The sequence below is a fragment of the Paenibacillus residui genome (assembly GCF_042677205.1).
Classification (GTDB): domain Bacteria; phylum Bacillota; class Bacilli; order Paenibacillales; family NBRC-103111; genus Paenibacillus_L; species Paenibacillus_L residui.
The window spans coordinates 100,047-125,941 of the sequence record NZ_JBHTIU010000001.1; the positions used below are offsets into that span (position 1 = coordinate 100,047).

The window sequence follows — 25,895 nt, forward strand, 5'->3', positions numbered from 1 at the left end:
CAAGGTTCAATCAGTTTGCCCTTACCGGGATGCACAGGATCGGGACAGAACCTGCTTCATGCAGGGAACCCCAAACTTGCTCTCGATCACGGCGCCGGTCTCCGCCTCACCCGTCACGGGAATCCAGACAACCAGCCGGTCCAAGGCTTCACCGTCCGCTATAACTTCGCCCCGGTCGTTCACTCCGCGGATAGACACCTTTCTCCTTGCCCGCTCCCAATCGTTAATTTCCTTACAGGTCCAGAAGACAAATCCCCTGCTCTTGGCTTCGCGAACCACCTTGCGCACGGCATCGGTCACTTTGGGCTGCTGCATAATATGAATTTGGTGGAACAGGAAATGGGCCACTCCCTGAACCTTCTTTGTCTGCTCCAGGAACGGAACCACTACGCTGGAATCCGCCAACGTTAGATGATCAAGGTCTTGAGTCAGAAACCCGATCTCCAATACATCGTACAGCCGGTTTCGTTCGTCTGCCCACGAAATAGGGAAGTAAGGGTGGCAGGTTCCGAACAAAAAGCCGATGTTCCCCTTTTTGCTCGGTCCTCTCGTCTGTTCAGCGGCAATCCCGTTCTTCTCGCAGAAGCGGAACAGCTCACCCCAGCCCTCGAAGCGGGTGTAATGGTTTTTGTTGGATGTAATTTCGGATAGCCCCGCAGCCGATTTGAGCCAGGCCAGCTGGCGGTCAAATTCCTCTTCACCCCAATGCCCCCCTTGAATATCGAGAGCATTGTAATGGAAGGCAAGCTCATGTCCGGCCTCTTTAACCCGATCATAAATAGAGCTGCTGTAACCGGGCTCCAGCATACACCAGGTTGAACGGATGCCGCACTCCTCCAGCACTTCCAGTGTTGCTTCCGCATGTTCATCCTGATTAATGTCACTGTCATGAGAAATCATGGCGACGTGGGAGATGCCATCCGGCCAATACCCCAGAAAGGGCAGTGTCAGCCCCATCTCGACGCTCCTTCTCAATAAATGGCCAATCAGCACTTCTCTCCAAAGATCGGCATAGGGATGGGCGAAATAAGGGGCCCCGGTTTCCGTTGTGAGACGATCATACTCCCAATCCATTTCGCACTTGTCGTCAGCTTTTAAAATTCCTTCATCCACATTGCCGGTTCCGTCCTCCGCCGGAATTCCATCCTCGAATACCGGACCGGACCCTTGCTGCAGCGCTACGATTGTATAGGGAATATTGACCGACCACCGATCTATAAAGCCTGAGCCCGCTTTAAACCTGAGAAGCGCCGGAGCGGTTTCTGGCCCATCGGGCCTTTCGGCATGCAGACTTCCCCAGGCTTCCCCTTCCGCCTCGTTCGTAAGAATCCAGGGCCTGGAATAGAGATAGCGAAGCGGCCGCAGGTCTTCCCCTTCACCAGGCAGACGTGCGTATCCGGGAGACCACTCCCGGCGTTCCTTACATCCGAGCTTACCCGTCAAACGGTTAAGGCCGGCGTAAGATATGACGCCTCCTCCATCCTCCGCAAACCGAAGCAGCGTCGCCGCCTTCTTCTCCTCTTCTTCACATAAAGCGACAAGAAGAATATCCACATCGGCCCGGTCAATCGTCGCCGGATCATCCAGCCATTGATAGGGAATTCCGGCATGGGACAGCACTTCTCCCAAATAGGCTTCAAACACGTTCTGTCCGAATGCCCAACGTCTCTCTGCGGCCTGCTTATCCAGCAGGATACCTACTCTTGCCATTTTCATATGAGCAGCTCTCCTTCTTCCCCGGATTCAAATTAATTTATAACAGAACGGTTTTGCCTGTTTCGCGGCTTTCATTCGCTGCTTCAATAAACCGGATGATCTGCTCGGTTTCCTCCGGATCAATATCCGGCACTCCCGAGGCAAACATCTTCATCACTCGCTCCAGCATGCTGGCATAGTAAGGTTTCGGGTGGGCATAAACATCGACAAACTGTGTATCCTGCTCCCGATGTATCAGTGCGCCGAAACGGTTGTTGCCTTTACGATTCCCGCGAAGAGTGGCGATTCTGCCATCCTTCCACACCCCTACTACAAGATCATGATCTTCATTCTTGGTTGCCGTTACCGATAGACAGCCTTTGCCAAGCGTTCTAAACAGCATCTCGACCGTATGTATGCCATACCAGAACAATCCGGGCTGAGTCGGCTGAATGGCCATGGGACCATAGACATCCATACCGATAATCGCCCCTTTATCCTCAGCTGCCAGCACTTCGCTAAGCCCTTCGGCATATCGCAGCGCAGAACAGCTCATTAACGGAATATTATGCTGTCGGGCCAATTTGAACATTTCGGCGGCATCCTGGGAAGACAAAGTGAACGGCTTATCAATGAAAACCGGTTTTCCATAAGGCGCTATTCTGGCGAATTGTTCCCTGTGAACCCGGCCATCCACCGATTCCAGCAAAATCGCATCGCTTAATTCAGCCACCTCTTCCGGTGAATTCACAATCTGCACACCGTATTGATTACGCAAAGTTTCAGTATATCCCTCTACGCGGCTTATACTGAGCTCGAAATCTTCCGATCCGCCCGGGTAGGCTACGACTACTTTAGCTCCAGGCACATGATAGGCATGATTCGCATCATTTAACAATTCTGCAAAAGCCGGCACATGGGAAGTATCCAAGCCGATCATTCCTATTTTCATAATGTTGTTGTCCATCCCTCTCATCTCCCGTTTTAATCATTTTTCTGAAATCGGATACATTAGGACACGGGGCCGTTTTTCAGGAGTCCCTGAAGGGGCAGCCCTGAATCGTTCGAAGGATTCTCATCCTCGCAGCAAGCATCCATACATCCTGTATATAACCTGTATTCGAGTTAACCATAACCCTAACCGCGCTCTATGTCAATACAAAAAAATCGTCTATAAATCCATCGGGGGGACTGGCTGCAAAACCGGCTTCTTCGGTTCCCGGCAACGCTGCAGAATGTACCGGCGGAGCCCGGCGCCACGGATTGCTTGAAGCGGCCTGAACCTACAAAACCGTGAAAGCTATCGAAAAAAAGCGAGGAAGAGTATAACTTTCTACTCACATTCGCTCTTCTCTTTCATCATTGCCCATTGGAGCAAATGATGGGCAAGGGAAATCCACATATCGCATCCGGAAAGGTAAGGACGTCCAAAGACGAGCAAGAGTGCATTAAAATCCGACCTTTTTTCCAAAAAAGAGCGAAAGACGCTCAAATGTGCAGGTCTTTTTCACAAAATGGGGCCATTTCGCAAAATTCGCTCCAAAGACCTGCATTATCGCTTTAGAATAAGGCACCGCGCGGCTTTTTCCCAAAAAGACCTGCAGTTTTGTTTGTCTTTTACATATTCCGGCGGACGACCGGGCTGTCCCGAAAGAGTTCGCATAAAACAAGAGTCTCCGGTACTGTGCGGTGCTGAAAAATCGCAAGCCGGATATAGAGACAGCCCTCTGAGTAAAAGAGGCAGTATCAGCTAAAACGTTCGGTTTTAAATACGGAGCGGAATAAGCATGCAAAACTTATACTTTCTTATTTTCAAGGAAAAGACGGCCCCGGCTTGGGACCGTCTTACAGGCCTTCCTTCTATTTCAGACAGGATCGAAGGATAATGACCAGCAAAATATAGAGTACAAGGATAGATCCTATAGAAGTGAATGCCCCGGCTACCGGAGACGGGCAGCAATGGGAAGGACCACTCGGATAGCCGTAGAAGGGAGCTACACTCGGCTTCATGTTCGGATACACATTAGCAGCGTGAATATTGGCTAATCCGTGCATGCCATAGGCAGGCATCAGATTCGCATTGGCATTAATGTTCGGACCGATACTCGACATGGAATCAACTCCTCACTAGACTAATGAACACACTGTATACTATGTAGGTGGTGAGGAGCGGATTGGATGCCTGCCTAACGCCGCGGCAAAAAGGTGTCCGCCTATCCATGAGACCTGCTGCAATGAATAGGCCCCTTGTGGTTAGCAGGCCTCCGGGTTAGTCCCAGGAATCGGTCAGCCTTCTTAAATATTGCTTTAAATGCGGAGCCAGATCCTCCCTTTGCAGAGCGAGCTCGATGGTCGCCTCAATGTAGCCGAGTTTATCCCCAACATCATAACGTCTGCCTTGCTGCAGGAAGGCCAGCATCGGCTTCGATCGGTTCATGATCTGGAGAGCGTCGGTCAATTGGATCTCCCCGCCTCGGCCGGGCTTGCAAGTCTCCAGGATGGAGAATACTTCCGGCTCTATGACATAACGGCCGATCACCGCCAAATTGGACGGAGCCTGATCGCGGTCCGGCTTCTCGACCAGGTCGCGGATGGTGGCCACGGTAGCGCTTCTGGAGGAAGGCGAAATAATCCCGTACCGGTCAACCTCGTTCCAGGGCACCTCCTGAACGGCTATGACCGATGTCTTCGCTTCCTCATACAAATCAATCATCTGCCGGATGCATGGCGGCTGGGAATCGATCACATCGTCACCCAGAAGAAGGGCGAACGGCTCATCTCCAATAAATTTTCTGGCGCACAGCACCGCATGACCGAGTCCAAGAGGCTGTTTCTGCCGGATATAATGGACGTCCACCAAATTGGACACCTGCTGAACCACTGCAAGGAGCTCGTCATTCCCCTTCTCCTCCAGCAGCATTTCCAATTCAACCGATTTGTCGAAATGATCCTCGATTGCCCGCTTATTCCTTCCGGTGACGATGATGACATCTTCTATGCCCGATTCAATCGCTTCTTCCACTATGTATTGAATGGCCGGCTTATCAACAATCGGAAGCATTTCCTTCGGCTGGGCTTTGGTAGCGGGAAGGAATCTCGTGCCCAAGCCGGCCGCCGGTATAATCGCTTTACGTATAGTCATACTAATCCCCTCTTCGCTTTTGTAATCGTTCCAGTACAGACCTGTCGACCTTGCGGTTTCCGATCGGCCCGTGAAAAACCTCGCCGCGGCGCTCCCCGTGATAGTCGGACCCGGCGGTTACGACCAAGCCATAACGGGCAGCCAGCCGCTCGTATTTGTTCTCCTCTTCCCGCGAATGGTCGGAATGGAAGGCTTCTATTCCATCGAGCCCATATGGAATGATCTCCTCAACCAGTTCGTCATCGTGATAAATACCGGGATGGGCCAGTACGGCGGTCCCCCCGGCTTCGTGTATCCAGCCGATGGCCTCCTTCGGATGAATGCGCGGAGGATTGACGTAAGCAGCGCCCCCGCTGCCCAAATATTTATCAAACGCCTCTTCCATCGTTCCGACGTAGCCTTTACGGATTAATAATTCCGCAATGTGGGGACGCCCGACCGTTTGATCTTCACCGGACGCTTTACTCGCGAGGTCTGCCAATTCCCGCATCGAAATCTCCATTCCCAACTCCCGCAGCTTCGCAAGCATCAACTCATTCCGCTTCTCTCTGACCTGGCGCAATTGCTGCAATCGATCCAGAAATACAGGGCAATGAGTATCGATATAATAACCCAATACATGGATATCCCGGCCTTTGGCTACGGTACTGATTTCCACCCCGGGCACGACGATTACCCCCAGCCGCTTGCCCTCCTCCATAGCTTCCGCAATTCCTGCCACCGTGTCGTGATCCGTTACGGCTAATCCGGCCAAGCCCGCCTCCCGGGCCAGCCGAACGTTCTCCGCAGGGGACCGGGTGCCGTCCGAAGCGCTGGTATGCGTATGTAAATCCAAATAATGTCCGTTCATTGTATCATCCTTTCCAACATGCGGCCGAGCTACAAATACTGGCTCAAATCCCGTTCTCGAATGAAAGACAGGAAGGTGAGAGCCGAGATGGGCAGCAGGGCCGATTTCAAATAGACCGAGTAGAAGCTGCGGTGAAAAGTCATTCCTTCAATCCGTTTCACTATTAGAAGCCCCAGCGCCACTTCGTGCTTGACGGATGAAGGAGACAGGATGGACAATCCGAGATTAGCCTCTACGGCCGACTTGACCGCCCCGGTGCTCCCCAGCTCCATCCCGATGCGGATGGATTCCGACTGGACTCCTTGACGCTTGAACGCTTCCTCCATGACCTGACGGGTTCCCGATCCCTGCTCCCGCAATACAAACGGGTAGGATAAGGCATCTTTCAGCGTGATTGTCTGCTGATCGGCAAGAGGATGGCCCGCAGGCAGTATAAGCAGCAGTTCGTCATTCAGCACCTTTTCCGTGTGAACATCCGGATGCTTGACAGGCGCTTCGACCAATCCGAAATTGAGCTGATGGCTCAATATTTCTTCCACGATTTGCTGTGTATTCATGACTTTCATACGGACGGAAATGTTGGGATACTCCTGACCGAACGGCCCAAGCAATCTGGGCAAAATATATTCACCGACGGTCAGGCTGGCTCCAAGCTGCAGCCTTCCTTCCAAAGTATGAGCGAATTTGGCCATCGAGCTTTCCGTTTCCTTCATCAGCTCCATACTCCGTCTGGCAAATGGAAGCAAAGCTTTGCCCGCTTCGGTCAGCTCCATTTTTTTCGTTGTCCGATTGAACATCTTCGTTCCATAATAGTCTTCCAAGGATTGAATCTGCATAGTCACCGCGGGTTGAGTCATCCTTAGCGCCTGTGCGGCACCCGAGAAGCTCCCCTTTTCGGCGACCATATAGAAGATATGAAGCTGGTGAAAGTTAGGTGCCATGTTCTTCCACCTTTCTTATATTATATCAAACAGCCGGGAGAAAGCGATTATACCCATGAAGAGCCTCTAATTAACCATATTTAAAAAAACATCCAATGATGACTTTTCGGAGATGTTGTCGAGTAGTCCTTCCTTAAAGGTTGCTTTATGTGCGATTTAACAGAGCTTTGCCTTCGAAGCCGTTTTAATGGTCCCCAAAATCAAAAAACGCCCTCGAATCACTGTCAAAGCGATTCGGGGGCAATCGTTTACAAAATAGTTCTGCGGTTCATTTGCGCTTGCGGCTGTTCTTGATCAATGTCATTCTTCTTGAATGACGCAGCCAGGAATAATAGGACTTAAGATCTCTAAGCTCAATCGTCTCGGACATTCTTCCTAGGAAGGTAACCACAATCATTTTGTAAAGGGAATTCCCTGCAATATCCGTTTCATTCTCCAGGACGGCAAATTCAACAACCATGACCAGATCATCATCGATAAGAAAAACGTCCTGCTCATTCCGGTAATAGGGTTGGATCTGGCCTTGCTTTAATTTACTCCACAGAAATTCACATATGTCTTCAAAACCGGTTTTCCGGCTCTCGACCCGCGAGCTCCATCGGGTTCGGGCATGATGAGTAATGACAATATCGGCAATCTTCTTGTCTGACAGCACTACATAATATGGTTCATAAGTGCTCCAACGTTCCATTATCTTGTCTCTCATTTCCCGACTCCCTTCCTATCAAAAAACAGGTCTAAAAGACTATGTACAAAGATATCAACTCCCATTTTACTCTATTTTTGTCCGATTTCCAATCCATATATCCTAAAATCTGAAAAAAACTTAACCGGAGTACATGGAGATTGAGACTATTGCCTTAATAAGTATAGAAGCGGGTCTTATCAGGGACATTACGGTCATATTCGGTTTTAATTTCGCTGCGATAAGACCGTTCCACCTTTTTAACATACGGCAGCCGCTGGATATTACGCATCGTATCCTCCAGCTGCTCCTTATGAACATACATCACAACGTAGTGTAGCTTTTTGGACATATAGTACACCGTGCCGTATCTCTCCAAATTTCTGGCTGGCTTTAAATCCGATACCCAAACAATCAGACCGGCTCTTTCGGTAAACATGGTCATTCCTTCTTTCTTTATCATATATATCCACTAAGTTTTCGTTTGGTGCCCCATAGGAACAAAAGAGCTTCGATGAAATCCAATTATATGCCCAAGATCTCTGCAGCGCCCTGAATGGTGTTGTATTAGCTAGCGGGATTTCTTTAGAAATGATATTGATACAACAAAAAGGCGGACGCGATGCGTCCGCCTCTACGGTTAGCCGAAAACAGTCAACTGCTTCAGCCGCAATTTCCGCTGCACGAACCGCCTGATCCACAGCCTCCCGAACCACAGCCGCTTACCGGCAGCGGATTGTTGCTGGGAACCTTGATCGTCTCCGAAACCGAATAAGCAATCGTTTCCGATATGGAGAGCAGCAGTTGGTCAAGCTTAGCTTCCGCATCCTTGAAGGCGCGTATCGCTTCATTCTTATCCATCTGCTCCTGCGCTGCCTGAACTTCCTCCAAAGCCGCATGGTAGTCCGGGTGGAAATGACCGAAGCGTTCACATTCCTCGAACTTGCGCTTCTTCTCTTTAAACTGCCGAATTAACTGCTGCGCTTCGCTATCCTCCGCCAGGCGTTCTTTCCAATATAAATAGCCCGCCATATCTTCAGAGGCGTTAATCCAATCACCCAGTTCATAGGCTTGTATCAACAAGGCCGACATGTCCAAGGCTTCGGCTTCCAGAATGCTCATTTGACCATGTCACTCCTTTTTTTTAACGTCTTCAACTTCCATCATACCACGAACCGGGGGAAGACCGTTACAAAAAAGTTGCACTTTCCATTTTCTATGAAGAAGAGCCTTTAGAAATTTCCGGAAGAATAATTTGAATCTGCTCCCATTCTTGCGGATCTACTACGCATGCCGACGTCTGAGTTCTGCCCGCTACCCGCCACTTCCCCTCACTATCCAGAATACGTATGGGAACCAGCAGGACCTCTTCCGAAGACGAAGCCAAACGCAAAGCGGCTTTCCATTCCAATGCCCTGGAAATCATCTCCTTGCGGGTGGACAAGTGATAGGAATGACATTCCCGGAACCATTTCAGCGGAACCTCTCTCCAGCCTGGGTATAATTCATCTGCTGAAGGAATAGAACAATCTATCGGCCACCGGTCCCATGCGTAATCCGAAAGAATCAGCCCGGGCCCATTGACTGTCAGGAAGGAGAAGTAAGCCGCGCCCTCATTCCTCACACCGCCGTCGGATTCATTGACATATTCGGGGGAGACTGCAGAATGGGCCCCCGTTCCCTCCGATTCCTTATTTTCCATCTCTGTCCGAGCTTCCCGGGCCGTCCATTGCATGATCATTTGAGCAACGTTATCCGGTAATCCGTACAGGGATTCATCGCGAAGACAGCCCATGCATTGCTCCAAATCGTAACCCTCGGCCAAAGCCTTATTCATGCTTTCTTTGCTAAGGCGGTATACTGCCACCTGATCCGATTGCTGCCTTTCGCACATAGCCTCCAGCATCCAACGGGTGCGAAACGGCACCCCGGGAGGAACAACGATTTCGAAATCGGGTTGGACATAGCATTTGTCCGCTTCTGCTTTCCCGTTAGGACAAGCGGCTTCCAGATCCGGCGTGAAGGTCCAGCGAAAGCAGGTCTCCTCCGCATCTGTCCCGCATTCCGCCAAATCCACCAGCCCGAGTTCAGCAAGGGGCTTTAACCAGAGGGCCAGGACGGACTCTGCATGGAATTCCTGCTTTCTCTCCTCTTCACTTAGCGGACGGCAATCCCTTAGAACATCCAATATATCTCCTAATCTTCCCTGCCGATTCACCGGAATCCGCTCCATCAGCCAAATTACCTGATGCTGCCAAGAAGGGACATAAGGGAAACTGATGCGAACCCAGTATGCGTACAGTATGCGCCTCATACTTTCTGTGGAAAGCTTGAGCCAATCTGCCGCACGCTCCCGACACAGCTTTAGCTCCCCATCCTTCATAACGGCCAGCCCCAGACGCAATGAGGCATCCAGCACCAACACGAGACTCTCATTATATATATCACAATGGACATAAGGATAAGATAAGGGCCTCAGAGCGGCCGCATCAACCGTCAACAGCGAGTCTATCTTCTGTAGATGCCGCTTTGGAACAGTTCCCTTTTTGGTCAGGTGGATCTCGTTGGATGCCAAATACCGCAAAAAATAAAACAGGTCAAAGAGCAAACCGCGGCCGTAAGACGTCTCTGCAAGAGGAGCACCGAAAGTATCCGAAGATAAAGGGACGGCACCCGGCCGGGCGATCTTCCGATGCCATAGTCTCGCCAATTCCCAAGGCAGGGCATAGATGTATTCCCCCCAAGCTTTGCGGAAGGCGAAGACCATCTGCTTCTCCTTAAGTCCGGAGAGGCCCCTGCGAATCTCCGCCCCGGCAATACCGATTTCTTCAGCCGCTTGTTCCAGCTTGACGGGATCGAAGGGGTGAGCCCCGAACCGGTCCAGAATAACTTGTAGCGTATGCTTTTCCCATTGGGCCAAATCCTCTCCCCATACCCGCTTGTCTATACTTAACTCGCCCGGGATGGTCCGCTCCGTTAAAGACCATTCCTCCAGCCGGTCACCTTCCCGCCATCCGATTAACCGGCCCGCTTCCGGCGCCGAAAGCTTTGCAGCCAGGTCAGCTAAACCAAGCATTGTTACTCTACCTCCTGAAACTCATGCTCCGCGTTCGCAAGGGTGTACCGGTAGCCCTGTTCTATAAGAAACAACTGCCGATTCAAGGCAAATTCCTGCTCCTTGGTCCCCCCGCTGACGAGGGAATAAAAATAGGAGCGGTTACTCCCCCGCTTGGGGCGTAAAATTCTGCCCAGCCTCTGGGCTTCCTCCTGTCGCGAGCCAAAGCTGCCCGAAACCTGAATAGCTACCGAAGCATCCGGGAGATCCACAGCAAAATTGGCCACCTTGGACACGATCAGAACAGGGATGGCCCCCTCCCGAAATTGCTGATACAGAATCTCACGTTCCTCATGCGGCATCGTTCCGCTAATCAACGGAGCCTGTAAATGGGCGGCAAACTTCCGAAGCTGGTCCAAGTATTGTCCGATAACGAGCGTCGGTTCCCCCTTATGCTGCTCCAACAGCTTCATCACAACATCGATTTTCCGGGGATTTTCAGCCGCTATTCTCATCTTCGCCCGTGATGCGGCCTCGTCATATTGTTTTCTTGTCTCCTCGGGAAGCTCGACAAGCAGTTCTTTGCATTCCACCTGAGCTATCCATCCCTGCTCCTCCAGCTGTTTCCACGGCATGTCATATCGCTTGGGTCCGATCAAGGAATAGACCTCCTTCTCACAGCCGTCCTCCCGCACCAGAGTAGCCGTCAGGCCTAACCGCCGGGTGGCTTGAATATCGGCGGTTACGCGGAAGATCGGGGCAGGAAGAAGATGCACCTCATCATAAATAATGAGTCCCCAATCCCGCTCGTTAAACAGCTTCATATGCCTGAATTCATCCTCTTTGCTCCGGCGATGCGTAAGAATTTGGTAGGTTGCTATCGTTACAGGCTTTACTTCCTTGGTAGAACCGTCATACTCCCCGATCATCGATTCGGACAAGGTGGTTTTGTCCAGTATTTCCCTCTTCCACTGCTTGACGGAGCTGACATTGGGCGTAAGGATAAGGGTTGCGCACTGCAGCTTGCATATCGAAGCTATTCCGATCACCGTCTTACCCGCTCCGCACGGGAGAATCAGAACGCCGCTTCCCCCATGCGCGCTTCCTTCGCGGTAGAAGGCTTCGACGGCTTCGATCTGATAATCTCTTAATTGGAAGCTTCGGCCGTCCTCCAAGGTGTCTCTCCAGTCCAGAACAAGAGCTTCCCCCTGATGAAATCCTGCACGGTCCTCTATCGGGTACCCAAGGCGAATAAGCTCCTGCTTGAGCTTTCCCCGGGCCGCTGCGTGTACTTCAACGGATTGCGGCCCTGTACGATTACCGAAGAAGTGCGATAGCGAACGATAGCTAATCAGCTCGTTTAATAAGGCAGGACTTTTGGATACAAGCATCAAACCGCCCTCTGTGCCTTCCAGCTGAAGCAATCCGAATTTATCGGTGATTTCCAGCATGTGATTGCGAACGGAGGACGGAATGCCAAATTTGCTGTAGGTTGTCAGAAAATCAATCATTTCCCCGGGGCGCCATCCGCAAGCCAGGGCATTCCACAGAGACAGCGGAGTCATCTTGTAAGTATGGATATGGGGAGGGCTCTTGATCAGCTCGGCAAAGCGGCTCAAGCGATTTCGTACGGACTCGAACTCGGGATGCTCCGTTTCGAGCAGAATGGTAAAATCGTTCAATATAAATAAGGGCGGCTGAAGGCCATTATTCATAACGGCGGGCTCTCCTTCCATTATGTATGTACTATTAAGTATGAAGGAATGCCCCGTAATTTAAACATTCCGATAAATCGGGGCGCCCGGAAGCATAGAAAAAACCACGACAGCAACGGCTGATTAAAGGCCCCACAAGCCTTGTCAAACCGTATGCTTCGTGGCATGTTGATTACTTGACCGCGTTCGTCTTGTCGCTTTCGGATATTTCGCTCAGCGCTTCTCCCGCTTCGCTTTCAAATATGTGGCGCACGGCCATATCCCCGATCGAAACTACTCCGATTAACTCCCCGTTCTCGACAACGGGCAGACGGCGGATTTGCCCTCTGGCCATTATTTTGGCCGCTTCATCAACCGATGTTTCCGGCTCCACAGTCTTTATGTCACGGCTCATCAGCTGCTCTGCCGTAGCCGTGCCTTCCTTCTTCTCCGCCATTCCGCGAATGACCAGGTCACGGTCCGTCACAACGCCAAGCAGCTTCTTCCCCTCAACGACAGGCATGAACCCGGTGTCGTGCCGCTTCATTTTTAAAGCAATGTCATGAGCCGAATCCGTAGGCTTAACCGTTTCAATCTCGTCCGTCATGATATCTTTGATCTTTCTCACCAGACATTACCTCCAGAGCGAAGTTTTATGATGGGGGGACCCTTCATAGCTTTCTCTCGCCAAGGAGGATTCATCCTTGCAATTTGTGACAGGCTCCGGCCTATTTACGGGAGTGTTCTTCCAGGAAATCAATACTGAGACCGATCAGAAGTCGGGCGGCCTGCTTCATCGACAGCTCCTCTATGTCAAAAAGAGGATGATGGTGAGGAATCGGCGCGGCTTGTTCCGGGGCTCCTGCCCCGACAAAAACAAAGCATCCGGGAACCCTCTCCAAATAATAGGAAAAATCTTCTCCGGCCATAATCTGTGGACAAGTGCGAATCCGTTCCGGGCCGTACAGTTCCTTCCCAACACGGAAAAACCTCTCGGTTTCTGCTGCATCGTTCACTACAGCCGGATAGCCCTCCTTATACTCCCAGTGGAATTTAGCCCCATGCATGGCGCATGTTTGTTCGGTAATATCGGCTATCCGCCGCCGGATCTGCTCTCTTGTCGCGGGGTCGAAGGTTCGTACCGTGCCATGCAGAATACACTGATCGGCAATGACATTGAAGCCGCTTCCCGCCTGGAACGAACCGATGGAGACTACTGCGGGAACCGTCGGGTCAATATTCCGGCTCACCACCGTTTGCAGGTTGACGACCAGATGGGAACCTACGACGATACTGTCCACGGTTTCGTGGGGAAGTCCTCCGTGGCCGCCTCTCCCTGAAATTTCGATTGCGATTTCATCGGCGTTAGCCATCATCGGTCCGGCTTTGCAATAGGCATATCCAACGGGAAACGGCGACCACAGATGAACCCCGTAAATCACATCGACGTCCTCAAGCACCCTATCGGAAATCATAGGCAAGGCGCCACCCGGACTGATCTCCTCCGCCGGTTGGAAGATAAACCGGATGTTTCCCTTAAGGCTATCCCGGATTTCGCTTAATATCGTTGCGACCCCAAGCAGTTGGGCCGTATGAGCGTCATGACCGCAAGCGTGCATGACTCCCGGTACCTGCGAGGCATAATCAATCTTCTTCTCATCCTGGATAGGCAGAGCATCCATGTCGGCTCTCAGAGCAACGGTAGGCCCCGGACGGCCTCCCCGCAGCAAGGCGGTCACTCCATAGCCGCCGACATTTCGTCTGACCTCCAGGCCCAAGCCCTCCAGCCGGCCTGCCACAAATTCGGAAGTTTCCTTCTCCTGATATGACAATTCCGGATGCCGGTGCAAATGTCTTCTCCAGCGCACCATCTCCGGATAGATTCTCTCCAGTCTCTGCTCTACGTCCATCCTTCTCGCCTCCGTCAACAACTTCTTGCCTATATTTTATCAAACCATAATGTGCTTTCCTATCCATGGAACCGAATTAACCGTCATACCTGCCACAAAATAGCCACATTTAGCAAGATTTCGGACCGGGCTTTAGGGTTGCACAAGTTTGGGAAACATACTATCATGAAAATGATATACCTATACTGACTGGATGCCAAATAGATCGGAGGATATTACATGATAATCGAAAATACAGGCTTAAATGGAATGAAGAGCGATCTTGCTTATCTGGACAAGGTAACGTCTGAGGTTGGTTTTGTCCGTTGGCAATGGGAATATTATCGGGCAACTTACGATTACAAAATAGAAGACGCCAAATCGGGAGAGACCTACTTTCTGAGAATAAATACCCGTGTAGAAATCGGAAAGCTGGAGCGTCCGGACACCATTCTTAATATTGAACAAGTCTACATAGGCAGGGCAACCTTCCCGCACGGTCTGGAATACACTTCTCCTATTCCGCAAGCTGTTCTGGACCTGGCTAAGCGCAAGCTTACGGAACTTAAGGCCAAGCTTGAACAATAAGAAGGCGAATCTATGAATCCCCCTCGAAGAGGAACGCCCGATTTCCTGCTGTTGTTTCTGACTTTCGCCCTGGCGGGTTTCGGTCTGCTAATGGTCTACAGTTCCAGCTCCGCAATTGCTTTGTCGGATGAGATCTATGGAGGAGATTCATTCTATTTTGCCAAACGACAAGCCATCGCCATGATCCTTGGGTTGTTCGCGATGATTTTCGTAATGAATGTGCATTACAAGCTTCTTCGCAAATGGACGCCGGTCATCTTTCTAATTACCCTTGTTCTGCTTGCGCTTGTGCCGTTCATTGGGAGTGGTCCCTTAGGCGTTCGAAGTTGGTTCAGGCTGGGGCCGTTCAACCTGCAGCCGACCGAATTTGCCAAGCTGTCCATCGTTCTATATTTGGCCAGCCTGATAACGAAGAAAGGGGATAAGTTCCAAGATTTCAAGAAGGGCCTGCTGCCCGCCCTGATTATTATCGGGCTCGTCGGCTTCATGATCATGCAGCAGCCGGATATGGGCTCATGTGCCATTCTTGTGCTTGGAGCAATGACCGTCGTTATTGCCGGGGGCGCCAATCTTAAGCATCTGGGGATTATAAGCGGAATCGGTGTTGGAATTGCCGGACTGGCCCTTGGGATCATGGCATTGGCCGGACACGGATTTGACAGCTACCGGTTCAACCGGTTTCGGGTATTTATGGATCCGTGGTCCGACCCGTTGGACACGGGCTTTCAAATTATCCAATCCCTGTACGCCTTCGGACACGGTGGATTTACCGGGGCGGGCTTCGGACAGAGTATTCAGAAGCTTCATTACCTGCCCGAGGCGCATAATGACTTTATTTTTGCGATCATCGGTGAGGAGCTTGGTTTTCTCGGAACCTCCCTGTTTCTGCTGGTCTACGTCTTATTTATCTGGCGGGGGATTATCATCTCGCTGCGCTGCCCGGATACGTTCGGAATGCTGGTCGGTATCGGGATTATGAGCACCATTGGCATTCAAGCTCTTGTTAATATCGGGGGCGTAACGAACAGCATACCGATGACGGGGATAACGCTGCCCTTCATCAGCTACGGAGGATCATCCATATTGGCTACTTTGATCGGAATGGGAATTGTCCTCGGGATATCCAGAAATACCAATAATCAGACAGCAAATAAGTAGCCTCCTAGATAATCTATGGTAACAATATATAGAAGGTACGATCGTTACGGCTAAATTAGCTGACGAAAAACACGCGGAGAATTCGACTTCTCCGCGTGTTTTGCTGTCCAGTTATAGGGCTCTGGTAAGAAGAGGCGTTTATGTCAAATAAATAATTCCAATCCTGCCTTCATATCTTGCAGATTGTCTAAGATCATGAACCTATTGATAAACGGATTCCGCTTCTTTCGTTAATCCAAGCCAATATTTCTTGAGCGGGACCATCGGCTCCTCCGGTACGTAATACTTAAAGCAATTGTCACTGATCTCCCCAAGCAGTTGCCGTCTGATCGGATCAGCTCCTTCAACAATTTTCGGAGAAGCCTTGTGATAGTCAATCGGCCTTATCCATAGCGGGCTGTACCCGATAAACAGCTGACGTCTCTCGAAGCCGGAGCGGTTATGGGAGCCGGCATGCCACAAATTTTGGGCGAAGATAAACGCGTCTCCCGGCTTACCGCATATCGCCATCTCGTTCTCCAGCGGTATATCCACATCGGTCTGGACCGGATGGAAATTCGCTTTGCGGTGGCTTCCCGGAATGATTTTTGTATTACCGCGATCCGGCTCCGACATATCGCTTAGAATATAGCAGATTTTGATGTAATAGATTGAAGTTAGTCCGGCGATCCTGGGAAATTGAGGATGCGGGCCGTCCTGATGCCAATTGATGAAGCTGTTGGTCGCCGTCTTGACATCGTTCGGATTAGGCTTGCGAACCGTTAAATGGGAAATGTGAAGCTGGATGTTGAAGCCAAGCAGGTTAACCATGAGCGGCAGCAGGTCGGGATGATCAATCAGTGAAAGAATGGCCGGGTCACGCTCTACGCTGTTATAAATATTATAGGCAAGCGATTCAGGCTCTTCCGAAATGATCCGGTCAACGGCCGTATTTAATTCCTGTACTTTTTCTTGGGACAGCACATTTCGCAGCAGCAGGTACCCCTCTTCATGAAATTGTTTTACTAATGAAGGGATATCCAGGTTCATTGAATTCATCAAGCTCATCCTCCAATTCAATTTACTCGTGTAAATTTTATTTTAAAGAAAAAGGAGATTCACAACTCTTCTCCCTTTTCTTAGTTTAAATTTTACTCGTGTAGATCTCGTTGTCAACCTTTATTTTCCATAACCTAATTTCTTTAGCTGCTCTATTGCGGAGTCCACATAAAGCTTGTAATTCATCGTCGTTTCCATCGTTTTCAGAAAATCATCGTATTCGGAAATCGGCCGCTGGCCATATATAAATTTGGTGAATTCCTCTTCCAGGTATCGGTTGGCATCCGCAGGATTATATCCCTCCGGGTAACTGACAAATCCGTTCAACACCTCGATCCGGGGATGAGTGCTGGCGAACTCAATATAATCCGCTTGGCGTTTGAACTTAACCTGCAGGTACTCTCTTTCGGGGCGGCCCGTAAATTGATACAGCCATGTATAGCCGGCTTCCTCCCCCATGAGCTCGGTAGGAACTACTTTACCCCCTTCCAAATTATAGTGCCTGCCTTCCACGCCGAATTGAACAAGCCGGGATCCCTCCTCGCTGGAGACGTAATTCAGAAGCTCGAAAATTTTGTTAAGCTTGTCGGGATTATTTTCCAATGATTTAGGAAGCGAATACATAGCTCCGGCGTTTCCGATGTCCCAAGAGTTGGCGTACGCCCCTCCCGGCCCTTCGGGGGTTGCCAGTTGGATCCACTCCGCATTCGGATTGACGGTCTTGATCTGTTCAACAATTTCATCCTTGCTTATATTAGCCCAGTCAATAAATAACATGCCTGCCTGGCCTTTGATCGCTTTCTCCTGATGCAGCAGCCCGGAATTGGCCATAATCTCGGGATCGACCACCCCGGCGCTTATCATTTTATTGAAGAATGCCAGCGCGTCCTTCATGGCCGGATCGTATAGCGAATTAATAACTTCCCCGTCCTTGACGAAAAATTCCCCCGGGTTAACCGTGCCGAATGAACCGTATAAAGGAGCAAAAGTGCTTAAAGATCCTCCCGTGTAGCCGATTGTGTCATGCTTGCCGTTCTGGTCGGGGTCGTCCTCCGTAAATGCTCTCGCTACCTCAAAAAACTCATCGATAGTTTTAGGAATTTCCAGCTTCAAATTGTCCAGCCAGTCCTTGCGGATCCATATCGTCATGCTGGGAATTCCCGGCGCCTTCGGCAGGGCGTAGACCTTACCGTCCACCATTCCTTTTTTCACCGTATCTTCGCCAATAAAATCTATGACCGTCTGCAAATTTTTTTCCAAATAAGGTGTTAAATCCAGCAGCAGGTTCTGCTTCTGATATTGCTGTAACTGGGCTTTATTCACCCCGAACAGATCGGGAAAATTACCGGATGCCATACGAACATTCAATTGATTTTGATAATCGTCCGCGCTTCCATAGGAAGTCAGTACGATATCGGCATTAAGCGCTTTGTCCAGCTCCTGCTTGACGAAATCCTTGTCCGGAGAAGGCAGCCCGCTGGCGCTTTGCATAATCTCCAGCTTAATCGCCTGACCGGGCGGTTGGGCAGAAGACCCTCCCGTTCCACCTGCGTCTTTGCTTGAGATACACCCGGCTAATACAGCCGACAGCAGCAGAACGGCTGCCGGCAGAGCTATCGCTTTATTCGCTTTCATAGTACACCCCTTCTTCCAATCATTTTTTTATTGAATCATTCGGAATATGGCCCGCCATCCGCGGGATTACTCCTCCTGCCTTCAACCTTTGATAGATCCCAGAAGCATCCCTTTCGTAAAGTATTTTTGTAAGAATGGGTAAACGACAATAATAGGCAATGAGGCTAATACGACCGCCGCCATTTGCAAGGTTTGTGTAGGCGTCATGTTCTCTACGTTTTCCATTGGCTGTTGGGTCTGCATCAATATTTCGCGTACTACAACTTGCAGAGGAAACAGATTTCGATCCGTTATATACATAATCGCCTGAAAGAAATCGTTCCAATGTCCTACCGCATAGAACAACGATATGGTTGCCATAACGGACAGAGAGAGCGGCAGCGCCATCTGAACAAGAATCCGAAATTCTCCGGCCCCGTCCATTCTCGCAGATTCAAATATCTCCTCGGGCAGCTGCTCAAAGAAGCTTTTGACTATCAGTACGTTGAAGCTGCCTATCAGCGTAGGAAGAATGAGCGCCCATAAGGAGTTAAGCAGTCCCATCGCCTTGACAATCAGATAAGTCGGGACGATCCCCCCGGAGAACAGCATCGTAAACAGGATCATCATCAGGAACAGGCTTCGGCCGGGAAGCCATTTACGGCTCAACGGGTACGCCATTAGGACGGTAAACAGCATATTCAGAAATGTCCCGGCCACGGTTACGAGGACCGTTACTCCTAAAGCCTTGACCATACCGGCTTCTTGAAGCAAAGTTTTGTAGGCGCTGAAGGTAATCTGCCTTGGAATAATCGGAAAGGAGCCGCTTCGCAGCACCTCGCCCAACGGAGTAAGGGAGACGGACACAACATACAGAAGAGGAAAGACCGCCACGATACCGCACAGCGACAGGATGACAATGACCACCATATTAAACAGCCGATCTCCAGCTCCCGTTACCATATTCCTTCCCCCCATCTCCGCGCAATCTTATTGGAAAGGAGTACGAGCACGAGTCCAATCGCTGATTTAAACAGCCCTACCGCCGAAGCCAGACTGAAATTCAATTGCAGCAATCCGGTTCGGAATACCCAAGTATCAATAATGTCTGCAACCGGATATACCTGCAGGTTGTATAAAATATAGATTTGCCCGAAACCGGCATCCAGAATATGACCGAGGTTCAGGATAAACAGCATGACGATAACCGACCGAATTCCGGGCAAGGTGATATGCCATATCATTCGCAAACGGCTGGCACCGTCTACGCGGGCCGCTTCATATAACGTCGGATCGATTCCCGACATGGCCGCCAGATAAATAATCGCACCCCAACCCAAGTTCTGCCAAATTTCCGATCCTACAAGTATGGATCTGAAATAAGCGGTTGAAGTCATGAACGGAATCGCTTCCCCGCCCAGCAGCTTTATCCAGTGGTTAATCAATCCGGAGGATTGAGAGAGCAGGGCAATCAAAATGCCGTAAATAATAACCCAGGACAAGAAATGAGGCATGTACGTCAAGGTCTGGACCAGCGATCTAAACCATCTCACCCGGCATTCGTTTAATAGAAGCGCCATGATAATGGGCGGGAAAATACCGAAAATAAGCTTGTATACACTGATAAGGATCGTGTTTCTCAGCAGCTGATAAAAGTAAGGGGATTCAAAAAAAGTAAGAAAATGCTTGTTCCACGGATCGGCCCACGGGCTCTTCACAATACCGTCCACTATGCTGAAATCCTTAAACGCGATAATTACGCCGTACATAGGTAAATACTTGAATATCAAATAATAAATAACCCCGGGCAGCAGCATAAAATAGAGCGCTTTCAATTGCCAGATCCGTCTCAGCAGTATAGCTTTTTTGACTTTAAAACGAGGCGATGGATTGGCCGCAATCGGTTGATTCATAGAGTCCCCCCCGTTATTCTCCAAGATTTCCACAGACCGGATAAAGTCTAAGGTTATTATAGCAACGCCTGATCGCATGGCTCTATGCAGTAATCTTGTCAAAATAGGATGTATCCGTACATTTTATACGGGGGGCTTTATCTTGGAAGGCTTAAGGAACATTGGTGCAGTGTGGCATCCCGCCGGAAGCAGAGCAAAGCGCCCCCTCATCAAGAGCGGGCGCTTCAGGCGGTATAGGGGCCGGAGGATTGCCTGACTATAAGCTCATGGCCAAGTGTTTCTTGACCTAACGATGGTTTTTCTTTGTTCGCCGTACTCAGAATGCTATCTATCGCCATGAAGCCGCTATGCCGACGCGGAAAATGTATGGTGGTCACTGCAGGGGTTGTATGGGAAGCCATCAATATGTTCTCGCAACCGACTATGGAAAGCTCTCCGGGAACAGATAAGCCCTTGTCCTTACAGGCCGATAACACGCCAATCGCCATAAGATCGTTGGCACATACCATCGCGCTGAAAGGAAGCTGCGGTTGCTCACATAGCCGATTGGACATTTCCGCATAGGCGGCTTCAAGCCTGCCGTCGGCAAGCAGCAGCCATTCTTCTTCAAATTGCATCCCCGTCTCGCGAATAGCGCGCTTAAATTGCTGATAGCGAAAATGATGGTGATGGTCCTTCATCCTGTTGCCTATAAAGCCTATCCGGCGGTGTCCATTCTGCTGCAAATAGCGCAAAATATCCAGCATAGCCTTATGCCAATCAATATCCAGGATTTGAATCGAAGGGGCGGCATGCACAGGCGTAGTGATGGAATAGAGAGGGATGTCCAATCGATTGAAATATTCCGCAGTTTCCGGTTTGAGGCTCTGTCCGAGCAAAATCAGGCCGTCCGTTCTTCCCATGAAGATCGTCTTGAGCCTCTCTTCTTCCTCCTGCAGAAAAGTTTGAAAAATTAAGGATTGCCCATACTCTCTCGCCTTGGCTTCCAAACCGAGAGAAATTCCGGTCTCAAATGGATTTCCCAAATTATTGAAGAGCACACCGAGCTGATTTGTTCTCTTGGTCTTCAGGCTGCGGGCCGCCAGATTGGGATTATAGCCCAGTTCTTCAATAGATTTCAAAACCCGCTGCCGGGTAGACTCCTTCACGTTGTTTTTGTTATTGATCACATAAGACACTACCGCTACCGATACACCGGCGTGCTTGGCCACATCGTTTCGGGTAATCATTGGCATTCTCCTTGATAACAAGTAAGTTCAAGATCACGATAGCCTTAATCCTGCAGCTATGTCAAGCTTTGACTGGAGACAGCCAAGAATGGCTTCTAGCGACCTTCCCGCAGTTTTACGTCAGCCCGTCCCCGTTTCCCGGATCCATTGCTTTTCCCCCCATTCCTCTCCAGAGGGGATGGCCGGCAGCGAAATGACGGTAATGGTTCCCGCGTTTCTGAAACTGCGTACGCGCAGACCGTAAGGAGATCCGTAATACAACCGGATTCTTTCATAAACATTGGACATTCCAATGCCGGTAAACCGTTCCCGCGGTAATGGAAGGCGGCGGTTGGTATATAAATCCTTGTACAGTTCAGGCTCCATACCGATGCCATTGTCACGGATGACAAGACGTAATCTTCCCCTGCGGACCTCTCCCCGGATCATTATTCGCCCCCCTTCCTGCCCTTTAGGCAGAATCCCGTGAAATATAGAATTTTCGACTATCGGCTGAAGGGTCAGCTTGAGAATGGGCATGGAAAGCGCTTCTTCCGTGATCTGACATTGGAACAAAATCTTGTCCCCGTATCTGGTTCTTTGAATTTGCATATATTGATGCAAGCCTTCTACTTCCTCTTTCAACCTTACAAATTCAGAAGTCTTATCAAAAGTAAATTTCAACACTCCCACCAGTGCGCGAATCGTTGCCGTCACTTCCCGGCTTCGCTGCTGCCGGGCCAGACTGCCGATGCATGCAAGAGTATTGTATAGAAAATGAGGGGCGATCTGACTCTGCAGCACTTTCAGCTCCAATTCCTTCTTCCGCGCTTCCATCTCCTTGGTCTCTTTAAGTAAGCTTTGAATCCGTTCCATCATCGCATGAAAGCTGCGGGCCAGCCTTCCGATTTCGTCATTCCGTCTTGTCTCAACGTTAGGGACGACCGCCATGTCTCGGACCCTGTCCATTCTCAAGGCCAACAATCGGATCGGGCGGGTAAAGAACTTGGACATGACATAAGCCATTACCAAAAGGATGACAAACATGATCATACCTGCTGTCTTATAACTGTCATATAGCACCTTAAGACTCTGGTAGAAATAGCTTTCTTTCATAAAAAGAACAAGTGACCAGCCAAGCCGGTTCTGTCCGGACTTCAGAGTCACGAGCGGACCCTCGGGTCCTTTATATTCGCCTGAGCCATAAGGAAGAGCGGCCACATCAGCAAGGAAAGCATCGGGTAACGTCGCCGGATAAACCGTCCTTATCATCGGCAGCAATCCGTTAGCGGTATCATACAGCACTATCTGTTGTTTGCCTGAAATGATTGCAAAGGTTTGATTACCGGAAGAAATATCGATCAGTTTACGGCGAAGCTTCTCCAGGTCCAGTTCAACCACGGCCACCCCGATCCGTTCATTATATGAATTCAGCATAGGCCGGGCGATGGCAACCGTCCGTCCCGATTGAGGCGACCAATAAGGCTCGCTTATCATGGCCGTGTAATTCAGCCTGGCCTGTTCGTAAATTTCAGGCAGCTCCGGATTCCCCAGCACCTCATAGAACACTTGGGAGCTGCTGTAAACCTTGCCGTCATCGCGGATAATATAAAGCGTTTTCAATATTGTGCTGTTAGTCTCCGCGACAGATCTTAAAAAGTCAGTAATTTCCTTCTCCCCGGCCGATTGCAAAAGGTCGGTCCTTGAAGACAAAAGCAGCAGGATATTTTGCCCATTGTCAAGATAGGAATCGAGAAACTGATTGGTCCGATTCATTAATTTTTGGGCATCGTCGATAATTTGCGCTTTAAACAGCTTCGCCGTTTGCTGATAATTGGTAACGGCAAGGAACAGGAAGATGGACAAGGTGACGGCAAACAAAAGCAGGAACTGCTTTGTCGCCATATTCCAATTGCGGATACGGTTCATCGGCAGGCTCACTCCTTCCGCACAGGAGAAAGAGACAAACCGCTTTTCTTATATTCCGTTGGAGAAATACCGGCATAGTCCCGGAACATGGCCGCGAAGTAGCGATAGCTTGGAATCCCGACATCGTAGGCCACCTCATACACCCGCAGAGAAGATGTTCTAAGCAGATACGCGGCGCGTTCCATTCTTTTGCTGGTGATATAGCTCTGAAACGATATGCCTGTCTCCTCTTTGAATAACCGGCTGAAATAATGGGGACTCAAACGGACATGCTCAGCCACTACGCTCAAGGTAAGCGGACGATGCAAATTCTCTTTAATGTAATTTATAGCTTCTTCAACTTCTTTACGAATTGAAGCTTTAGATCCGGAAATATCGTAACCTGCAGCCCATTCAGGCAGTTCCTTACGAATGAAATCCAGCATTTGCCCACGGTTTCGGCGGGCAAGCATCCATCCTTCTGTGGATTCAGCATCGTCTTCCAGTCGGGAAGAATCCGCTTTCATTCCTGATTGAAGTTTCGTCTGTACAAACGATTTCTCGCGAAGGTACGCTTCTTTCGCATACATTAAAGCGTTCAACAGTTCCGAGGGGTCCATCGTCACTTTCAATAAATATTCTACCGCCCCAAGCCGAAGCGCCTCACGGGCATATTCAAAATCCGAATGACAGGTCAGCAGAATGACTTGGGTTACCGGAAGCTCTTCTTTAAGAATCCGAAAAAAAGCCAGTCCATCCATAACGGGCATAGTGATATCCGTTATAACGATGTCCGGTTTCAATCTGCGGCATAAGCTGAGCGCCTCCTGCCCATTTTCCGCCTCGCCCATAAGCTCAAAGCCATGCTCTATCCATGGAAATAAGCGAAGTTCTTGACGCAGAGGCAGCTCATCGTCAACTACCATTACATTAAGAGAATGATTATCGGCCATAAATGTCTTCCTCCCTCTTCATGGCATACCCTCCTTACTTCCTGCGGACCAGATTGAAATCCTATTTTCTACCTTTTTTAGATAAAATCGGGTTATAATGTATAAATCCTTTATGCGTATTCAAATTTTACTCCAGTAAATTTGTCTCCGTCAAGATTTATTTCTATCTGTGAACATGTTTCTCAAACAGAAAAGATGGACATAGGGCCATGCTTCCCGGATGCGCCGCACATCAAAAAGGGACGGCTTGCGCCGCCCCTGACTTATATGCTATGTAACATTACCGGCTTACTTCACCCGGTTCGGTTCCTCGCTCTCTTCTTCCTTCTCTCTGAAAGCGACCCCTTCTACCTTAACATTCACTTCCACTACATGCAGCCCGGTCATGTTCTCAACCGAGTCACGCACATTCTGCTGCAGCTCGCGGCAGACTACCTGAATTTGGGAGCCGTAATGAACGATAACCCTTAAGTCGATGGCCGCTTCCAATTCCCCTACTTCTACGGAAACTCCTCTTTGCAGGTTTTTACCGCTCAGTCTCTTGGCCCATCCTTCCGAAATACCGCCGGACATACCCGCGATTCCGGGAGTATCCAGAGCAGCCAACCCCGCAATTGTAGCTACGACATCATTAGAAATACGAATGTTACCTGTACGGTCCAGTTCAGTCATACCGCTCACTCCTTGCCTTTTTATTCATTATAATGATTTCACCATTCCCCCGTCAACGAAGAACGAGGAACCCGTCATATAACTGTTTCGCGGGGATAACAGGAAGGCGGCCAAATCGGCCAATTCTTCAGGACGCCCGTATCGGCCCAGCGGAATATCCCGAACCATTTCCTCCTGAATTTCTTCGATGGACCTTTGCTCGCGTGCCGCTCTCGCACCATCAAGCTCCGTTAACCGATCCGTCGCTATCCTTCCGGGACAAACCGTATTCAGCAGGATCCCGTCTGCCGCCAGTTCGATGGACAAAGTCTTCATCAAACCGGCCACTCCGGCGCGAAACGTATTGGAAAGCACCAAGCCGGGGATCGGAACCTTGACCGAGCTTGAGGCAATCGTAACGATTCTGCCCCCACGCTCTTTCATATGCGGGTAGAAGCCTCTAACTAATCTAACTACACTCATCAAATTCGTCTGAAAAGCCTTCTCCCAATCCTCATCCGTCATGGATAAGAAGCTTCCTCCGGGAGGACCTCCCGCATTACAGACAAGCGCGTCTATCGTGCCGCAGCAAGCGGCGGATTTCTCTATAAACCCGGCCACCGATTCCGGGTCGGCAACGTTGACCGCGAACCCGTGCGCTTCGATTCCGTAGCGGGAAGCAAGCTCCTCCGCCACGCCGGCAATCTTCTTCTCATCCCTGCTTCCTAGGATCACCTTGGCTCCTTCCTCGGCCAGCTTGGAGGCTACGGCTAGCCCAAGTCCCTTGCTGGAAGCCGTTATAACCGCTGTCTTGCCCTTCAATTGCAAATCCATTTCCCATCTCTCCTTATGTAACTATTGATACGGTCCCGGGGAACCTGCTCCTTTAAGATTTATAGCTATATTAGCTTCC

The 25,895-nt window shown here is 50.0% G+C and carries 24 protein-coding genes; 2 read left to right on the forward strand and 22 right to left on the reverse strand.

The annotated features are described in order from the left end of the window. Positions 1-21: 21 nt before the first annotated feature. The 13 genes from ACFQ03_RS00475 to ACFQ03_RS00535 form a co-directional block, all read right to left on the reverse strand. A complete protein-coding gene (locus tag ACFQ03_RS00475) occupies positions 22-1,716 on the reverse strand; it encodes a hypothetical protein (RefSeq protein WP_379285397.1) in 1,695 nt (564 codons plus the stop codon). Between the two features lie 37 nt (positions 1,717-1,753). Beyond that, complete coding sequence (locus tag ACFQ03_RS00480) at positions 1,754-2,662, reverse strand: Gfo/Idh/MocA family protein (protein WP_144933565.1); 909 nt, start codon at positions 2,660-2,662, stop codon at positions 1,754-1,756. 893 nt (positions 2,663-3,555) lie between these two features. Further along, on the reverse strand, positions 3,556-3,807 hold the full coding sequence (locus ACFQ03_RS00485; RefSeq protein WP_144933566.1) for a hypothetical protein: 252 nt from the start codon (positions 3,805-3,807) through the stop codon (positions 3,556-3,558). Positions 3,808-3,964: 157 nt separating this feature from the next. After that, positions 3,965-4,837 carry a UTP--glucose-1-phosphate uridylyltransferase GalU gene (galU, locus tag ACFQ03_RS00490; protein WP_150959718.1) on the reverse strand — a complete coding sequence of 291 codons (873 nt, stop codon included), beginning with the start codon at positions 4,835-4,837 and terminating at the stop codon, positions 3,965-3,967. 1 nt (position 4,838) lies between these two features. Continuing rightward, positions 4,839-5,687 (reverse strand): PHP domain-containing protein, encoded by an 849-nt coding sequence (locus ACFQ03_RS00495; protein WP_144933568.1) that lies wholly within the window; start codon positions 5,685-5,687, stop codon positions 4,839-4,841. 29 nt (positions 5,688-5,716) lie between these two features. Further along, a complete protein-coding gene (locus ACFQ03_RS00500; RefSeq protein WP_144933569.1) occupies positions 5,717-6,628 on the reverse strand; it encodes a selenium metabolism-associated LysR family transcriptional regulator in 912 nt (303 codons plus the stop codon). A 268-nt stretch (positions 6,629-6,896) separates the two neighbouring features. Then, a complete protein-coding gene (locus ACFQ03_RS00505) occupies positions 6,897-7,334 on the reverse strand; it encodes a hypothetical protein (protein ID WP_144933570.1) in 438 nt (145 codons plus the stop codon). 154 nt (positions 7,335-7,488) lie between these two features. Beyond that, positions 7,489-7,752: a YlbG family protein gene (locus tag ACFQ03_RS00510; RefSeq protein WP_150959720.1), complete on the reverse strand. Its 264-nt coding sequence runs from the start codon at positions 7,750-7,752 to the stop codon at positions 7,489-7,491. 224 nt (positions 7,753-7,976) lie between these two features. Then, complete coding sequence (locus ACFQ03_RS00515; RefSeq protein ID WP_144933572.1) at positions 7,977-8,435, reverse strand: YlbF family regulator; 459 nt, start codon at positions 8,433-8,435, stop codon at positions 7,977-7,979. 94 nt (positions 8,436-8,529) lie between these two features. Next, positions 8,530-10,389 carry a helicase-associated domain-containing protein gene (locus ACFQ03_RS00520; protein ID WP_379285402.1) on the reverse strand — a complete coding sequence of 620 codons (1,860 nt, stop codon included), beginning with the start codon at positions 10,387-10,389 and terminating at the stop codon, positions 8,530-8,532. Between the two features lie 2 nt (positions 10,390-10,391). Then, positions 10,392-12,083: a DNA repair helicase XPB gene (locus tag ACFQ03_RS00525; protein ID WP_144933574.1), complete on the reverse strand. Its 1,692-nt coding sequence runs from the start codon at positions 12,081-12,083 to the stop codon at positions 10,392-10,394. A gap of 172 nt (positions 12,084-12,255) precedes the next feature. Beyond that, complete coding sequence (locus tag ACFQ03_RS00530) at positions 12,256-12,693, reverse strand: CBS domain-containing protein (RefSeq protein WP_144933575.1); 438 nt, start codon at positions 12,691-12,693, stop codon at positions 12,256-12,258. A gap of 97 nt (positions 12,694-12,790) precedes the next feature. Then, a complete protein-coding gene (locus ACFQ03_RS00535) occupies positions 12,791-13,972 on the reverse strand; it encodes a M20 family metallopeptidase (RefSeq protein WP_379285405.1) in 1,182 nt (393 codons plus the stop codon). 219 nt (positions 13,973-14,191) lie between these two features. Between ACFQ03_RS00535 and ACFQ03_RS00540 the strand changes: the two genes are divergently transcribed. Both ACFQ03_RS00540 and ftsW read left to right on the forward strand, forming a co-directional pair. Then, on the forward strand, positions 14,192-14,539 hold the full coding sequence (locus ACFQ03_RS00540) for a YugN family protein (protein ID WP_144933577.1): 348 nt from the start codon (positions 14,192-14,194) through the stop codon (positions 14,537-14,539). A gap of 12 nt (positions 14,540-14,551) precedes the next feature. Then, positions 14,552-15,697 carry a putative lipid II flippase FtsW gene (gene ftsW / locus ACFQ03_RS00545; RefSeq protein ID WP_379285407.1) on the forward strand — a complete coding sequence of 382 codons (1,146 nt, stop codon included), beginning with the start codon at positions 14,552-14,554 and terminating at the stop codon, positions 15,695-15,697. A 201-nt stretch (positions 15,698-15,898) separates the two neighbouring features. Here the strand turns inward: ftsW and ACFQ03_RS00550 are convergent, their stop codons facing one another. The 9 genes from ACFQ03_RS00550 to ACFQ03_RS00590 form a co-directional block, all read right to left on the reverse strand. After that, positions 15,899-16,735 carry a phytanoyl-CoA dioxygenase family protein gene (locus ACFQ03_RS00550; RefSeq protein ID WP_150959725.1) on the reverse strand — a complete coding sequence of 279 codons (837 nt, stop codon included), beginning with the start codon at positions 16,733-16,735 and terminating at the stop codon, positions 15,899-15,901. A 120-nt stretch (positions 16,736-16,855) separates the two neighbouring features. Beyond that, positions 16,856-18,370: an extracellular solute-binding protein gene (locus ACFQ03_RS00555; protein WP_379285409.1), complete on the reverse strand. Its 1,515-nt coding sequence runs from the start codon at positions 18,368-18,370 to the stop codon at positions 16,856-16,858. Between the two features lie 81 nt (positions 18,371-18,451). Beyond that, the gene (locus ACFQ03_RS00560; protein ID WP_379285411.1) at positions 18,452-19,312 is read right to left on the reverse strand and encodes a carbohydrate ABC transporter permease; all 861 of its coding nucleotides are present in this window, start codon (positions 19,310-19,312) and stop codon (positions 18,452-18,454) included. Beyond that, positions 19,306-20,262 (reverse strand): ABC transporter permease, encoded by a 957-nt coding sequence (locus ACFQ03_RS00565; RefSeq protein WP_150959728.1) that lies wholly within the window; start codon positions 20,260-20,262, stop codon positions 19,306-19,308. The genes ACFQ03_RS00560 and ACFQ03_RS00565 overlap by 7 nt, the downstream gene beginning before the upstream one ends. 224 nt (positions 20,263-20,486) lie before the next feature. Further along, positions 20,487-21,491, reverse strand: coding sequence for a LacI family DNA-binding transcriptional regulator (locus tag ACFQ03_RS00570; RefSeq protein ID WP_150959729.1), 1,005 nt, complete (start codon positions 21,489-21,491; stop codon positions 20,487-20,489). Positions 21,492-21,611: 120 nt separating this feature from the next. Beyond that, the gene (locus ACFQ03_RS00575) at positions 21,612-23,399 is read right to left on the reverse strand and encodes a sensor histidine kinase (protein ID WP_150959730.1); all 1,788 of its coding nucleotides are present in this window, start codon (positions 23,397-23,399) and stop codon (positions 21,612-21,614) included. 8 nt (positions 23,400-23,407) lie between these two features. Continuing rightward, positions 23,408-24,331, reverse strand: a complete 924-nt coding sequence (locus ACFQ03_RS00580; protein ID WP_379285415.1) for a response regulator transcription factor — start codon at positions 24,329-24,331, stop codon at positions 23,408-23,410. 288 nt (positions 24,332-24,619) lie between these two features. Next, positions 24,620-25,003, reverse strand: a complete 384-nt coding sequence (locus ACFQ03_RS00585; RefSeq protein ID WP_144933579.1) for an Asp23/Gls24 family envelope stress response protein — start codon at positions 25,001-25,003, stop codon at positions 24,620-24,622. Between the two features lie 27 nt (positions 25,004-25,030). After that, positions 25,031-25,816: an SDR family oxidoreductase gene (locus ACFQ03_RS00590; RefSeq protein ID WP_144933580.1), complete on the reverse strand. Its 786-nt coding sequence runs from the start codon at positions 25,814-25,816 to the stop codon at positions 25,031-25,033. Positions 25,817-25,895 lie beyond the last annotated feature (79 nt).